Source organism: Mucilaginibacter sp. UYP27 (assembly GCF_040547175.1).
GTDB lineage: Bacteria > Bacteroidota > Bacteroidia > Sphingobacteriales > Sphingobacteriaceae > Mucilaginibacter.
Window position 1 is genome coordinate 1,109,246 of sequence record NZ_JBEPPE010000001.1, and the last position, 15,255, is coordinate 1,124,500.

The 15,255-nt window shown below is 43.8% G+C and carries 11 protein-coding genes; 7 read left to right on the forward strand and 4 right to left on the reverse strand.

The genetic code is table 11. The features are described from left to right. Window positions 1-11: 11 nt before the first annotated feature. From ABIB39_RS04865 to ABIB39_RS04875, 3 genes are all read left to right on the forward strand, one after another. Window positions 12-683 (forward strand): hypothetical protein, encoded by a 672-nt coding sequence (locus ABIB39_RS04865; RefSeq protein ID WP_354427785.1) that lies wholly within the window; start codon window positions 12-14, stop codon window positions 681-683. An 11-nt stretch (window positions 684-694) separates the two neighbouring features. Then, window positions 695-2,119 (forward strand): SusD/RagB family nutrient-binding outer membrane lipoprotein, encoded by a 1,425-nt coding sequence (locus ABIB39_RS04870; RefSeq protein WP_354427787.1) that lies wholly within the window; start codon window positions 695-697, stop codon window positions 2,117-2,119. A gap of 888 nt (window positions 2,120-3,007) precedes the next feature. After that, window positions 3,008-3,922: a polysaccharide lyase gene (locus ABIB39_RS04875; RefSeq protein WP_354427789.1), complete on the forward strand. Its 915-nt coding sequence runs from the start codon at window positions 3,008-3,010 to the stop codon at window positions 3,920-3,922. Window positions 3,923-3,982: 60 nt separating this feature from the next. Here ABIB39_RS04875 and ABIB39_RS04880 read toward each other — a convergent pair whose 3' ends face one another. Further along, window positions 3,983-5,386, reverse strand: coding sequence for an MBL fold metallo-hydrolase RNA specificity domain-containing protein (locus ABIB39_RS04880; protein WP_354427791.1), 1,404 nt, complete (start codon window positions 5,384-5,386; stop codon window positions 3,983-3,985). A 131-nt stretch (window positions 5,387-5,517) separates the two neighbouring features. Here ABIB39_RS04880 and ABIB39_RS04885 point away from each other — a divergent pair, with 131 nt between their 5' ends. Beyond that, window positions 5,518-5,889 (forward strand): BlaI/MecI/CopY family transcriptional regulator, encoded by a 372-nt coding sequence (locus ABIB39_RS04885; protein WP_322229134.1) that lies wholly within the window; start codon window positions 5,518-5,520, stop codon window positions 5,887-5,889. A 2-nt stretch (window positions 5,890-5,891) separates the two neighbouring features. Next, the gene (locus ABIB39_RS04890) at window positions 5,892-7,874 is read left to right on the forward strand and encodes a TonB family protein (protein WP_354427794.1); all 1,983 of its coding nucleotides are present in this window, start codon (window positions 5,892-5,894) and stop codon (window positions 7,872-7,874) included. A 57-nt stretch (window positions 7,875-7,931) separates the two neighbouring features. On the opposite strand, the gene ABIB39_RS04895 is transcribed toward ABIB39_RS04890, so the two are convergent. The 3 genes from ABIB39_RS04895 to ABIB39_RS04905 all read right to left on the reverse strand — a co-directional run bounded on the left by ABIB39_RS04895 (window position 7,932) and on the right by ABIB39_RS04905 (window position 10,808). Next, window positions 7,932-8,624: a PAS domain-containing protein gene (locus ABIB39_RS04895; protein WP_354427795.1), complete on the reverse strand. Its 693-nt coding sequence runs from the start codon at window positions 8,622-8,624 to the stop codon at window positions 7,932-7,934. Between the two features lie 82 nt (window positions 8,625-8,706). Next, window positions 8,707-8,862, reverse strand: a complete 156-nt coding sequence (locus ABIB39_RS04900; RefSeq protein WP_354427796.1) for a lmo0937 family membrane protein — start codon at window positions 8,860-8,862, stop codon at window positions 8,707-8,709. A gap of 158 nt (window positions 8,863-9,020) precedes the next feature. After that, complete coding sequence (locus ABIB39_RS04905; protein WP_354427798.1) at window positions 9,021-10,808, reverse strand: M61 family metallopeptidase; 1,788 nt, start codon at window positions 10,806-10,808, stop codon at window positions 9,021-9,023. 242 nt (window positions 10,809-11,050) lie between these two features. On the opposite strand from ABIB39_RS04905, the gene ABIB39_RS04910 reads away from it, so the two are divergent. Continuing rightward, window positions 11,051-12,124 carry an efflux RND transporter periplasmic adaptor subunit gene (locus ABIB39_RS04910; protein WP_354427800.1) on the forward strand — a complete coding sequence of 358 codons (1,074 nt, stop codon included), beginning with the start codon at window positions 11,051-11,053 and terminating at the stop codon, window positions 12,122-12,124. A gap of 5 nt (window positions 12,125-12,129) precedes the next feature. After that, a complete protein-coding gene (locus tag ABIB39_RS04915) occupies window positions 12,130-15,252 on the forward strand; it encodes an efflux RND transporter permease subunit (RefSeq protein ID WP_354427801.1) in 3,123 nt (1,040 codons plus the stop codon). The last annotated feature ends 3 nt before the right edge of the window (window positions 15,253-15,255 follow it).

Below are 15,255 nucleotides of genomic sequence, written 5' to 3' on the forward strand. Positions count from 1 at the left end.
TAAACCAGCCTTTGGGAACCATACGTGGTACCGACTTTATTTATAAAGATGGCCAAAGGGTTGTTGGCGATGATGGTTATTACTTACAAACCAGCACGGCAAATAATGTTATTGGCAACAGCAACGCTAAATGGATAGGTGGTATCAACAACACCTTCAGGTACAAAAATTTAACATTTAGCTTCCTGATCGATATTCGTAAAGGTGGTAGCGTGTTCTCGCTTGATACTTACTACGGATTTGATACCGGTTTATATCCCGAAACTGCGGGTTTAAACGATTTGGGCAATCCATCGCGCCTGCCAATTGCACAAGGTGGTGGTGTTATTGTTAAGGGCGTTGATGCCAACGGCCAGCCAAATAAAGTGCGTGTAGAAAACACCGGTTCGGGCTTGTACGGTTACGAAACTAACCCTAATGCAGCATTTGTTTATGATGCCGGTTACGTGAAATTAAGGCAAGCTCTTATCTCTTATAGCTTCCCGCAAAGTTTTGTTTCTAAACTGGGGCCTGTAAAAGGTATCGACCTATCTTTAATAGGCCGCAACTTATGGATCATTCACAAAAACCTGCCTTATGCAGATCCGGAGGAAAGCCTAAGCTCGGGTAACCTGCAGGGTTATCAATCTGGTGCTTACCCAACAGTAAGGACGGTTTCACTAAATGCTAAATTCACTTTCTAATGCTTACCTCAATGAAAAAAATAATTACAGCAGTGTTACCCTTGCTTTTTCTGGGGGCCTGCACCAAAGATATAACCAGCCTTAACAATAATCCGAAGCAACCGTCGTCGGTACCGGCTACGGCATTGTTTACACAAGCTCAAAATACTTTAGCCAGTACGCTATCATCGTCGAATGTGTATTTAAATATATTCAGGCTTATAGAACAACAATGGCAGGAAACTACTTATATTACCGAAAGCAACTATAACATTAAGGATAACAAGATACCTGATGGCATATGGAATGCTTATTACCGGGATGTATTAGAACCTTTTGAGCAGTCAAAGGCAAATTTTGCAAAGTCAATTACATTATCGGCAGATGCCATTAAAACAGATATCGCTATTGCGGATATAATGCAGGTATATACCTACTATTACCTGGTAACTACATTTGGCAATATCCCTTATACCGAAGCACTTAATATTGATAACAAGTTCCCTAAGTTTGATGACGCTTTAACCGTTTATACAGCATTGCTTACCCGTTTAGATGCTGATCTCGCCAACATAACCACAGCTCAGAGCCTGGATAATGCCGACCAGATCTACGGCGGCGACGTGGGTAAATGGAAGTTATTTGCAAATACTTTTAAACTAAAAATGGGTATCACTTTGGCCGATGTAAACAACGGCAAAGCCAAAGCTGTTGTAGAATCGGCCGTGGCGGCAGGTGTATTTACCAGCAACGACGATAACGCTAATTTTAAATTTGCGCTTAACCCACCAAATACCAACCCGGTTTGGGTAGATCTGGTACAAAGCGGTAGGCTTGATTTTATAGCTTCAAAAACGTTTATAGATCAATTAACCACATCAGGAGACCCAAGGCGTGCCCTGTACTTCACTACAGATGCGTCGGGTGGATATTCGGGTGGTAGACCAGGCACCAAAAATAGTTACGACGCATTCTCTAAACCAAGTACCAAATTAACTGCACCAGACTTCCCGGGCTTATTATTGGATTATTCTGAAACAGAATTTAACCTTGCCGAAGCTGTTGAGCGTGGTTACAGTGTACCCGGTACTGCTGCTGACCATTATACTAAAGCTATAACCGCTTCTATAATTTATTGGGGTGGTAGCGCGGTAAATGCTACAGCTTACACAGCGTTGCCCAATGTGGCTTACGCTACCGCTACGGGAACCTACAAACAAAAAATAGGTTACCAAAAATGGCTTGCCCTATACAATAGGGGATGGGACGCATGGATAGAGAACAGGAGATTGGATTATCCTGTTTTAGCGGCACCTGCAAACCCTGTTAGCGGTTTCCCAACACGCTTTACTTACCCGGTTAGCGAGCAGAATGTTAATACTGTGAATTATAACGACGCGTCATCAAAAATTGGCGGCGACGAGGTAGAAACTAAATTATTCTTTGATAAATTTTAATGCTTTTTTGATCAGTTAATTAAAGGGGGCAAACTATATAGTTGCCCCCTTTTTATTTGCTCACATTGTAAAACGTATTTTATAATGGCTGGTGGGCTAAACAGTTCTCGGATTCATACGCGCTATTAAAACCGGAGGTTACATGGTATCAAAAGCTCACCCGCAGCGGCTCGGTAGTTATTTATGACCGTATTGGCGGTAAGTTAGTTTAGGTAAACCAGCTTTTTACCAGTTGTTGTTTTTAGGTGAGCAAGGTAATCTATTGGGTTACTTACAGTATAGGTTTGCAGGCAAGCATATTGCCTTTAATAATTTCCAGGCTCGTGTTAAACTGGCAGATATTAGTGGGTATATCTTACCCGGTGAACTTGGCGTAACCGGATTTTATAATGTAGGCAGGTTTGGGTTGATAACGACACTTCAAATCAATGGCATAGCGGTACAGGCGGCGGGGGGTATTTTGCCTCGGCATCCTTAATAGTATTGCAAGTGCTGGCAGGCCACTCAACCGAGGGTTTGTATCCGTATTTTTCACATGATTTTAGATTGTAATTTAAATAATAATGCCCTTTAAAAGCCTTGCAGAAATGCGTGGCTCTTGTTTTTTTGGAGAATGTCGAAGTCACTAAAGCCCTGACCTGCCAATTTTACGAATACGATTTCGTGAATAAATCCGCCCTGGTTTAATTTAATTATCCTTTAATTAAATAGATTTGATTTAAGCGATACCTGTTGCTTTGCAGTTTAACCAATTGTTTCCTACACTACCATAAGCTGGTAAGTGATCTTTAAATTATGTGGGTTTTCTTAAAAAGAAGGACAATGGCTTTGCTATGCAATTAATTGTGGTATCGGTGTAAATGTGAAACCAATTTAAAAATCATAATTATGAAAAACCAGATCCTAAAAACAGGGGCGATTTTTGCCTTAACAGGTTTAATGCTTTCATCCTGCCAAAAAGAAGCGGGTACTAAACAAAAAACCCCTGTAACCGCCGCACACGAGGCATCCGCCATTGGCAGAACAACAAAGGTGGATGCCGTTAACGGCAATTTAAACATCAACTGGAATAACCGCACCAACGGGGCAACGTACACCAGCGGCCAGGCCACCACCGATTTTGGTAACATTACCGGCTGGAACGATAGCCGTGCTTTCACTACCAACGGCAAAGATGGCGTAGGCAGCCGGGTTACTTTGCTCCCTGGTCAGCTATCGGGTGCAGGTGGGCTTGTTGCCAATAGCGTGCTGCAGTCAGGCTCGGCGTATGAGATGGATTACGACGTAAAGTTCCATAGCCAGTTTAACTGGAGCAGGGGTGGTAAAGTGGGCTTTGGCTTTGGGATAGGCGAGCACAACACCGGCGGCGATGCTGCTTGGGATGGCAATGGCGGCACCTTGCGCCTGATGTGGTACTCGCCCGATTCTAACCCCAACCGCGTTTACTTTCAGCCATACTTGTATTATAAGGATATGAACGGCGGGCCGTCGTCAGGGAATAATTTTGGGGATACTTTTGGCAAAACCTACCCAACAAGCGGTGCGTTGGTTAAAGGGCAATGGTACCACGTGCACCTTTATATTAAAAGCAACACAGGCTCAAATACCGATGGCCACGTACAGATCGTGATAAATGGCACGGTGTTACTCGACCAGGATATCCGCTGGACAACCAACGATTCTAAAAGGATGATAGACCAGCTAACGTTCCATACATTCCGTGGTGGCAGCCAAACCTACTGGACAGCCAACACAACAGATTATATCTACTATGATAATTTAACCGTGCACCGCATTAACTAATTGATCCAAACTAAAAAAGAGCCTGCTTTAGCAGGCTCTTTTTTATAAGTAGTATTCAAATTAATCCAAAACCACCTTTTCGTGCTGGTAAGGAATCTGGATATCATCAAACCCTTTCTCTTTTAGCTTTTCGGCAAAGTGCTGTTGTACCTCATATTCACCATGCACCAGGAACAGTTTTTTAACCAGCTTGGGGTCCTGGCAGGATAAGAAATGAAGCAGGTCCTCATAATCGCCGTGTGCGCTCATGCTTTTGATGGATTGCACTTCGGCGTTCACCTGGTATTGTTCGCCAAAAATATGTACCTCTTTTTCGCCGCGGGCAAGTTTTCCGCCCAATGAGTTTGGCTCGGCGTAGCCTACCATTAATATGGTGTTTTTTTGGTTGCTGATGTTATTCTTGATGTGGTGTTTCACGCGCCCGGCTTCCGCCATACCGGATGAGGAAATAATAACGCAAGGCCTTACATCATCATTAAGAGCAATAGATGCCTCGGTAGACTGGATAAATTTCAGACCCTTAAACCCAAATGGGTCGGCATCAACTTTCATCACTTCTTTAACATCATTATTATATACCTCGGGGTGATCCTTTAATATTTGGGTAGCTTTTTCTGATAGCGGGCTATCTACATAATAAAGTACATCGGGTAATTCACCCTTCAATTCCAAAGCATTAAGCGCATATAAAAGTTCTTGCGTGCGGCCAACGCTAAACGCAGGGATAATTACCTTCCCTTTTTTCTCGATACAGGTATGTTTGATGATCTTTAATAAAGCATCCTCGATAGGGCCGATATCTTTATGCAGGCTGTCTCCATAGGTAGATTCCAGTAAAATGTAATCGGCCTGCGGGAAAGTTTGTGGGTTTTTTAAAAGCAGATCGCCGTAGCGGCCAACATCGCCACTAAAGGTTATATATGTTTTTTTTTCGTTCTCGGTAGCGGCGATGTGTACTGCGGCACTGCCTAAAACGTGGCCTGCATCGGTAAATTTAAATTTAAGGTTCTCATTAATGTGGTATTCCTCGTGGTAGTCAACTATCTTAAAATGGCTTAATGCGGCAACAGCATCTTCTTCGGTATATAACGCCTCCAGCATGTGCTGGTTATTCTTTTTTCGCTGCTTGTTGCTGTACTCTACATCCTGCATCTGGATCTTGGCCGAATCCATTAGCAGGATCCTCGCCAGGTCCATAGTAGCAGCCGTGCAATATATAGGCCCTTCAAAACCTTCTTTGACCAAACGGGGTATCAACCCGCAATGATCGATGTGCGCGTGCGAGAGTATCAGGTGGTCTACCCTTTTGGGGTTAAAGCCAAAATGCTCGTTCATATCTTCGGTTTGCTCGCCAAGTCCCTGGAACATGCCGCAATCTAAAAGTATACCTGTACCGTCCTGTAAGCGCAATAAGTGTTTGCTGCCGGTTACGTTACGGGCAGCACCGTGAAATGTAATATCCATTTATAATAGGTTGTTTTGGAGAACCAAATAGACAAATAAAAGTTTAATAATAAATAAACTAAACATTTAGTTGTTAAATTAGTTTATATGACATACCTTAGTACTAACGTAATAATAATCATCTTAATTAAATGGAAATAAAAGATTTAACCCGCGCCGAAGAACAAATTATGCAAGTGCTGTGGCAGCTGGAAAAAGGCTTCGTAAAAGATGTTTTAGACGTTTTACCCGAGCCGAAACCCGCTTACAACACGGTATCAACAATTATTAGGATACTGGAAACCAAGGGCTTTGTAGACCATAATGCTTTTGGCAAAAGCCACGAGTATTACCCCATAGTAAGCAAAGAGCAATACAAAAACTTTGCTGCCGATAAATTGCTGAGCGGGTATTTTGACAACTCGGTTAACAGGATCCTTTCCTTTTTTGTGAACAAGGAAAAAATTAACCTGAAAGAGGCCGATGAGATCATGAAACTGATTGAAAAACTAAAAGACAAATAGTTATGAACTGGTGGCATTATTTATTGCTGGTAAATATTTACCTGACGCTGTTTTTCGGCTTCTATAGTTTATTGCTGCGCCGCGAAACGTTTTTTCAACTTAACCGCGTGTACCTGGTTGGTACGGCCATCCTTTCGTTTTTTATCCCCCTGATACAAAGCGAGTGGGTTAAGGGGCTTTTCATAACCCAAAAAGTTCAATACAGTATTTACGGTAGTAACGCCATCACCATAACAGACCTTGCCCCCATAAAAGATAACCCCATAACCATAGGCCAGGTGCTGGTAGGGCTTTACGCGGCAGGGGTGTTGATATTAGCTTTAAAGCTTATCATTCAACTTATACTATTACAACGAATAATTAAAGACCCTACGCCATCAGTATCCTATTCTTTTTTTAACAAGATAAGGGTAAGCGAGGGTATAGATGGCAAAGAAGTTATAGAGAAACACGAGCTGGTGCATGCCCGCCAATTCCACTCAGCAGACGTGCTGATCATAGAAGCGGTGATGATCATCAATTGGTTTAACCCCGTGGTTTATCTGTACCGATTTGCTGTTAAACACGTGCACGAGTACATCGCCGACAGGCATACGCTTAAAGCAGGTACTAACAAGGCAGAGTACGCATTGTTATTACTGAGCCAAACGTTTGCCACGCCGGCACACCAATTAGTTAACCCATTTTACAATCACAGTTTACTAAAAAAACGGATCATGATGTTACAAAAAAACAGATCGCAGCGCCTTAAGCTTATCAAATACGGCTTGTCGGCCCCGCTATTTATACTAATGCTGGTACTTTCATCGGCAACTATCGAGAACAGTAAGGCTATAAATGCCATTCACAACCATGCAGAACTTGTTTTTGAAGCCCCTGCAAAAGCGGTTTTAGCCGACACTACCTACAAAACAACCATCGTAACTTACGACCCTAAAAAGGACAAGTTACCTGCAGCCCCGGCTGATACCATTCCTGAGGAGAATAAAAACCAGATTTTTAGCGCGGTGGAACAATCACCAAGTTTCCCGGGAGGGCAAACGGCTTTCAGCCAATACTTGGCTAAAAACATAAAATACCCTGCCGAAGCTGTAAAAAACAAGGTTGAAGGCCGCTCTGTTTTGACCTTTGTGGTAGAAAAAGATGGTTCTCTGTCTGATATTAAAGTAATAAGATCATTAGGGAGTGGTACCGACGAAGAAGCAGTGCGTGTACTTAAAGGTTCGCCAAAATGGAAACCGGGTGTCCAAAACAAACGGTTGGTACGTGTGCAATATTCGGTACCGGTAGCCTTTTCGCTCGGTGTAAAGGTTGATGCGGAGGGCAAACCACTTAATAACAAAGTTGGATTTAACGATAAACCCACTACCCGCGAAGATTCCCCTGTGTTTACAGCTGTAGAACAATCGCCAAATTTCCCGGGAGGGGATGGTGCTTTTGGCAAATGGCTTTCGCAAAACGTTAAGTATCCTAAAGATGCAAGAGATAAAAACATTCAAGGCAGGGTTATCTTAACTTTTATAGTAGAAAAAGATGGCTCGCTGACAGGTGTAAAAATTTTAAGAGGCGTGAGCGACGATATTGATAAAGAGTCGCTTAGGGTAATGGGTAACAGTCCTGCATGGAAACCGGGCATTCAAAATGGCCGCGTTGTTAGAGTAGCCTACAGTTTACCAATAAACTTCACGTTAGCTGCCGATGATGATAAACCAGCTAAAGTAGGTTACACACCTGTAAAAAGTTATAATTGGGTAGATACAAGCCACGTTGCGCCTTTAATAAAAATACGTAACGGCCACGGTACAAATCCGCTATATGTGCTTAACGGGGAAATCATTAAACAGGAAAAAATGCAATTGATCCCAACGGGCAATATAGAAAGCATATCCGTACTAAAAGATAGGTCGGCAACTGCCTTGTATGGCAAAAGCGGAGATAATGGTGTGATACTCATCACCACTAAAAAAGGATTGTTAGGAAAATAATCAGTTAATTATAGTTTAACCCGGCCGGCTTGTGAAACAAGCCGGCTTTTTTTATTCCTAAAGTTTTGGCCCTTCATCCCGTGCTTCTTTTTCCTCGCGCAGGTTGCGCATAATTTTAGTAAAGCCGCGGTGTTTGCTATCCTCATCCTGTAGCGGGAACACCAGGCCGCTGCCCCAAAAGCGCGAACCATCCTTGCGCATATGGTAGCGTTCGTCTATTGCGCGACCTTCTTTCAGGGCGGTACTTAATTCCAGTCCGGGCGCGCCTTTGGCAACATCTTCGGGGATGAAAAAAATATCGGCGCATTTACCAATAGCTTCCGGTTCGGTATAGCCCAACACTCGCTGTGCGCCACTATTCCAGCTATTGATATCGCCGTTTTTATCGGTGGTTATCACGGCATAATCCTCCAGGCTATCTAAAACCTGGTGAAAAAAATCTTCGCTCATTCTAAAGTAACTATCTTCAAAAATATCCTCCCCGGTTATGTTTTGGTTAAGCGTGGCATAATCCACTTCAATGGTAACCCCGTCTACACCGCAAGCAAGCTGCATAGGCTCGCGCGTTATTTTGTAAAAAGTGTTAAATCCATCGGGCAGGTTGTTAAGCTTTGGTTTTTCGCGCACAGGTTTTAAAACCATGTTTGACGCCGCCGGCGATGATGGGTCGTCATGTGTGCTTGCCAAAACATAGGTATAACCCTTTTCTATCAGGTCGCCAAGTAATTGTGGAGTGAATGGTATTTTCATGGTTGGGTCAATTTTGTTGAGGATCGGGTGCTTACACAAAAGGCCGGGACACAGCCCAGCCTTAAAATAATTATCGGATGGTTTATACAGCCGTAGGCCGGCGGATAATGCCGAATATTACGGATATAACCGCAATAACAAGCAATATGTGTATCAGACTACCTACAGCAGTAAAGAAAAAGCCGATTGCCCAGCCTATTAATAAAATGACAGCTATCGTATATAATAAAGAGTTCATGGTTAATGTATTAAAATGTTTTTCCGAAGGTTTTTTAAATACAATGTTAAATAGATATAAAATGTTTTATATTTTTTTCCTTCAACTAAAAGGAATGGTACCCACAAAAAAGCCTCTTTGCAATTTGCAAAGAGGCTTAGATACCTATAAGCGGCTAATTACAGCTTAAGCCATTTTTTGCGTACTGCTAATTGCTGCGGTGTAGCATTTGGTAATTCGGTAATGGTGTATTTAACGTTATCGTTACGTTTTAGGGTAACAGGTATTTTAAATGCTTGCCCATCACGGCTAACAGTCACCACAATTTTGTCGCCCACTTTTTTTCCTTTAATGGAAGATATGTCGGTAACCGGGGTGTCATCAATATTGGTGATCTGGTCGCCAACGTTTAGGCCGTCAACCCAGCCAGCACCATCGCGGAAAACCGTTGTTATGATGTTACGGGTATTAACCGCGATACCTAAATCGGCATTGTTAGTAGATGCCATCTCATCGGCTAATTTATAACCTGCATAACCCATGTATTTATCATACTTAATAGCAGATAAGCCATTAATGTACTGCGCGTAAAAATCATTCAGGTTCTTACCCGCGAATTTCTCAAAACCCGCTTTAAACTCCGCATCGGTATAACCACGTTTTTTGCCTTTGTAATATGTGTCGTACATGTACTTCATTACATCGTTAAGGCTGTATTTGGCGTTGCTGTTGTTTATTATCTCAAGGTCCAACAACATACCTATCACCGCGCCTTTGTCATAGTAAGAGATGCCTATGTTGTACGAGTTCTCGTTGGGGCGATAGCTTTTTATCCACGCGTCAAAGCTCGATTCTGATAGCGGCTGTACTTTGGTACCCGGTTGGTTTTCTACCGTGTTGATATCGCTTACCATATCACCCAGGAAAGTTTCGGTATTTGACAGGTCTGCGTAGCGTAAAATAATGTTTTGGTAGTAAGCCGTAAATCCTTCTGCTATCCAAAGGTTGGTGGTGTAGTTCTCGTTGTCGTAATCAAACGGGCCTAAAGCAATTGGGCGTAAACGTTTCACATTCCACAGATGGAAATGCTCGTGCGCAACCAAACCTAAAAAACCGTGGTACGTACGTTCGTTTGTGTAACCATCACGCGAAGCGCCTAAAACAGTAGAGCTTAAGTGCTCTAAACCGCCACCGTTGCGTAATTTGTTGTGAACGATAAAGGTGTAATGCTTGTTGGGGTTTTCGCCAAAAACAGCCGCCTCAGCTTCGATGATCTTGGCCATATCTTTCTTGAGGCGTTCTTTATCATAGTTGCCGCCGCCGTACATGGCAACTTCGTAATGCGTGTTCGCAACATCAAAGTCAAACACATCCTGGGTGCCAATTTCTAATGGAGAATCATACAGGATATCGTAGCTTGGGGCGGTGCGGGTAAATGCATCGCCATTAACCATTTCAAGGCTGGTAGATACCTTATTCCAATCTTTGTAAGGCTTTATAGTGATAGTTGATGGTTGTGCCAGCATGCCTTTAGGAAACAGGAAGATGCCTGTTGTAGAAAGGAACGCGTGCGATACATCGATAAAGCTGGTACGTACCGATAGCTCGAAAGCGTAAACTTTATATTTTACCGTTACCGACGTAAGGCCGGTAGTATTTATCTTCCAGGTATTTTTATTGATCTTGGGCGCAGATACCACTTTGCCATTAGCACTAACGCTAAGCGATTCGATGTTTTTGGCAAACTCCCTTACCAGGTATGAGCCGGGCGCCCAAACAGGCATTTTAACTTCAAGCGATGGTTGTGCCAGGCCCGATATGGTCATTTCTACATCTACATAATGTGCCTGTGCTTCGGGGAAGCTAACTTTGTACGATATTTTAGCAAGGCCAGCCGCGCTGCCCGTGGTTACATTCATAAAAAAGAGGGTTAAAAGTACCAGTGCTGTTAGTTGCAGTTTTTTCATGCGGCAAGTTATAAATTTTATGTTTTTAAATAAATGGGGCAAAAACAGTTGTGATGTAAAATGGTTGATACATGCAATCAAATTGATAGCTAAGCAGTTAATATTGCAAGTTCAAACAAGTATGGCTGTTGTTTGTGTTGCACCAATTAGGTACATGCACGGGTTTTAACAGTTTATAATTACATATGGTTTGCATTTTAAAAACATAGACCAATAGGTACTAATAACAATTACAAGCAGATATGAAAGCAAAATACATCATCTATACGTTACTTGCGCTGCTTGTTGCATTTTTAATTTATAACAAATTCTTCAGTAAAAAAGGTAAGGAAAATTCCGCTGCTGCTGCCGGTAAAGGCAAGCGAAAAAACGGCCCTGTATCGGTTAATATTATGGTAGTTAAGGATACCGCCGTCAGTAATCAAATAGATATCACCGGCACCATTGATGCCAACGAACGTGTAAACCTGATAAGCCAAACCGCCGGTAATATTACCGGGATATATTTTAACGAAGGTGCCCGTGTAAAAAAAGGGCAGCTGCTGGTAAAAGTTTACAACCAGGACCTGCAAGCATCTTTACAACAATACCAGGCGCAAATGGTACTTGCCCGCGATATCAACAACCGCAATAAGATCTTATACCAAAAAGAAGCTGTGAGCAAAGAGGAGTATCAAACTTCGCAATCGTCGCTGCAATCCTTACAGGCACAGGCAGATGTTGTGCGCGCCCAAATAAGCCGTACCGAGATCCGTGCGCCGTTCTCTGGTGTTATTGGTTTAAGAAATGTTAGCCCGGGTGGTTACCTTTCGCCATCTACATCAATTGCTACACTCGTAAATATCGACCCGGCAAAAGTTACCTTTTCGGTACCTGAGCGCTACCTGCCAATTATTGGTACGGGCAGCAAGGTTAGTTTTACGGTAGAAAGTTCGAGGGATAACTTTAAGGCAACGGTGTATGCTATTGAGCCCGCGTTAGATGCCAACTCCCGTACCATTACAGTACGTGCAAAAGCACCAAACCCCAAAAATGCTTTAACAGCGGGAGCTTTCGCCAAAATTAATTTAACGCTCGACCAGATCCCCAAGACCATTATGGTGCCAACCGAGTGTGTGATACCCGATCTGAAGAGCAGCAAGATCTATTTATATAAAAATGGTATCGCGGTAGCTAAAGATGTGAAGACCGACTTGCGTACCGATACTAAGATCCAAATCATAGATGGCCTTAAAGCAGGCGATAGTATTGTAGTGTCGGGCTTGATCCAGATCCGCCCTAAATCGCCGTTGAAGATCCTTAAAGTTATCAAATAACCGATATGAGTTTATCTTCCGTAAGTATAAAGAGACCCGTATTGGCAACAGTTTTATCTGTTGTGATAGTTGTATTTGGTGTAATTGGGTACAAGTTTTTGGGGGTGAGGGATTTTCCGTCGGTAGATCCGCCTATAATCTCCGTATCTACAAGTTACTCGGGTGCCAACTCGGATGTTATCGAGTCGCAAATTACCGAGCCATTAGAAAAAGCTATTAACGGTGTGCCGGGTATCCGTAATATCTCATCAACAAGTTCGGTTGGGTCCAGTAACATCACTGTAGAATTTGATTTGGATGCAGACCTTGAAACAGCGGCTAATGACGTGCGCGATAAGGTATCGCAGGCGCAACGCCAGCTACCACAAGATATTAACGCCCCGCCGGTAGTTACCAAAGCTGATGCCAGCGCCGACCAGATTATCACCCTTACTGTAAGCAGTAACACCCGTAACATCACCCAGGTAGATGATTACGCCGAAAATGTATTGCTGGAGGGGTTGCAAACCATCCCCGGCGTAAGTACCATTAATGTACAGGGCCAGCGCCAGTACGCCATGCGCCTTTGGATAGATCCTAATAAACTATCATCGCTTGGCCTAACAGCTACCGATATTGGTGCCGCATTGGCCCGCGAGAACGTGGAGCTGCCAGCCGGTAAAATTGAAGGTAATAATACCGAGATCACCATCCGCGCGCTTGGTAAACTAACTACAGAAAAAGAGTTTAATAACCTGATAATCCGTGCCGATAGTAACCGCGTTATCAGGCTTAATGATATTGGCTATGCGGTCCTTGGTTCTGCAAATGAGGAAACATCGTTGAAAGAATCCGGCGTGCCGATGGTTGGTTTGGCTATTGTGCCGCAACCGGGAGCTAATTACGTACAAATTGCTGAAGATTTTTATAAACGTTTAGAGCAGATCAAGAAAGATCTGCCGCCCGATATTACCGTGAAGGTAGCTTTGGATAATACCAAATTCATCAACAACTCCATTACCGAGGTAAAGGAAACGTTGCTGATCTCGTTCATTTTGGTGGTAATAATCATCTACCTGTTCTTTAGAGATTGGCTCATCGCTTTCCGGCCGTTAATAGATATCCCGGTATCGCTGATAGGGGCATTCTTTATCATGTATGTATTTGGGTTTTCTATCAATATCCTAACCTTACTGGGCATTGTGCTTGCCACGGGTTTGGTGGTAGATGATGGTATAGTGGTAACGGAGAATATCTACAAAAAAGTAGAGGCTGGTATGGCCATACGCAAGGCGGCTTTTGAAGGTAGTGCCGAGATATTTTTCGCGGTGGTATCTACATCGGTAACCTTAGCCGCGGTGTTTTTGCCTATCGTTTTCTTACAGGGCTTTACAGGCAGGCTGTTCCGGGAATTCGCGGTCGTCGTCGCCGGGGCGGTATTGATCTCGGCCTTCGTGTCGTTATCCTTAACACCGATGCTTAACGTAAAGCTGATCCGCAAGAACCAAAAGAAATCGAGGTTTTATGAGTGGAGCGAACCTTTCTTTGTAGGCATGACCACCGGTTATACCGAAACACTGGTTAACTTCATGAAAAAAACGTGGGTGTCATGGGTGATACTTGGCGGCTCATTGATATTAACCGGCGTATTGTTCAAAATAACACCGTCAGAGCTTGCCCCGCTTGATGACCGCAGCCTTTTGCGGTACTCGGTTACCGGGTCTGAAGGTGCTACTTACGAATATATGACCCGCTATATGGATAAGGTGGCTAACCTGGTTGCCGATTCTATCCCCGAAGCTAATGTGAACCTCGAGATCGTATCGCCATCGTTTGGTGGTGGTGGATCTGCCAACTCGGGCTTTGGGCGTGTAGGTTTGGTTGCCCCGGATGAGCGTGGCCGTACCCAGCAGGAACTCGCCGACTGGCTGAATAAAAAATTAACTAAAATGCCTGACGCCCGCGCCATTGTGGTGCAGGAGCAAACCATAAGCGGTGGTGGTAGCGGTGCGCGTACTTCGTTGCCCGTGCAATATGTTATCCAAAACCAGGATTTTGAAAAGATAAGAAAGGTGCTTCCCGAGTTTTTCGCGGAGGTATCTAAAAGCCCTGTTTTCCAGGGATCGGACGTTAACCTGAAATTTACTAAGCCCGAGCTTAGGGTTACTACAGACCGTGACCGTGCCCGAGACCTGGGTGTTTCGGTTGATGATATCGCCCAGACGCTACAATTGTATTACAGTGCCGGCAGGTTAGATTATTTCCTGATAAATGGTAAACAATACCAGGTAATAGCCCAGGTAGACCGCGCCAACCGCGACCAGCCTTTAGACCTTAAATCTGTTTACGTACGCAGCAGCAAAGGCGGTTTGGTACAATTAGATAATGTGGTGAAGGTGGCCGAAAGCGCCAGTCCGCCGTCTATTTATCACTTTAACAGGTATAAATCGGCAACGGTACAGGCAGGGCTTGCGGCGGGCCAAACGGTAGGTGATGGTATTGCCGAAATGGAACGCATCAAAGCCAAGTTACTGGACGATACCTTTAGCACCGCGCTTAGCGGCCCGTCAAGGGATTTTGCCGAGGGTTCATCAAACATCCTGTTTGCATTTGGTTTTGCTTTGCTGCTAATATACCTGGTGCTTGCCGCACAGTTTGAAAGCTTTGTAGATCCGTTTGTGGTGATGCTTACCGTGCCTTTGGCAATCTCCGGGGCATTCCTGTCCCTTTGGTTGTTCGACCAAACTTTTAACATCTTCAGCCAGATAGGTATCATTACCCTGGTAGGTTTGGTAACCAAGAACGGAATTCTGATCGTAGAGTTTGCCAACCAGCGTATGGAGCATGGTTTAAGTAAATATGATGCTGTTGTTGAAGCCGCGACATCTCGTTTGCGCCCGATTTTGATGACCAGTTTGGCAGTAGTGCTGGGTTCCGTACCAATCGCTTTGGCATTAGGTGCAGGTGCAAAAAGCCGTGTATCGTTAGGTATTGTAATTATTGGCGGGATGTTGTTCTCATTAGTGTTAACGCTTTATGTTATCCCAACCATGTACATGGTGTTCGCATCCAAAACCCGCCGCGACCCCGACCATGAGCCGGAAGAGGAAGTTGAACCAAAAGCTCCTTTATTAATTGAAAAACTTTAAGCA

Excerpts from the sequence above, each read along its gene's own strand:
- ABIB39_RS04890 (WP_354427794.1), top strand. The coding sequence starts at position 5,892 with ATGAACTGGTGGCATTATTTATTGCTGGTAAATATTTACCTGACGCTG.
- ABIB39_RS04915 (WP_354427801.1), top strand. The coding sequence starts at position 12,130 with ATGAGTTTATCTTCCGTAAGTATAAAGAGACCCGTATTGGCAACAGTT.
- ABIB39_RS04870 (WP_354427787.1), top strand. The coding sequence starts at position 695 with ATGAAAAAAATAATTACAGCAGTGTTACCCTTGCTTTTTCTGGGGGCC.
- ABIB39_RS04905 (WP_354427798.1), bottom strand. The coding sequence starts at position 10,808 with ATGAAAAAACTGCAACTAACAGCACTGGTACTTTTAACCCTCTTTTTT.
- ABIB39_RS04875 (WP_354427789.1), top strand. The coding sequence starts at position 3,008 with ATGAAAAACCAGATCCTAAAAACAGGGGCGATTTTTGCCTTAACAGGT.
- ABIB39_RS04910 (WP_354427800.1), top strand. The coding sequence starts at position 11,051 with ATGAAAGCAAAATACATCATCTATACGTTACTTGCGCTGCTTGTTGCA.
- ABIB39_RS04885 (WP_322229134.1), top strand. The coding sequence starts at position 5,518 with ATGGAAATAAAAGATTTAACCCGCGCCGAAGAACAAATTATGCAAGTG.
- ABIB39_RS04880 (WP_354427791.1), bottom strand. The coding sequence starts at position 5,386 with ATGGATATTACATTTCACGGTGCTGCCCGTAACGTAACCGGCAGCAAA.
- ABIB39_RS04895 (WP_354427795.1), bottom strand. The coding sequence starts at position 8,624 with ATGAAAATACCATTCACTCCACAATTACTTGGCGACCTGATAGAAAAG.
- ABIB39_RS04900 (WP_354427796.1), bottom strand. The coding sequence starts at position 8,862 with ATGAACTCTTTATTATATACGATAGCTGTCATTTTATTAATAGGCTGG.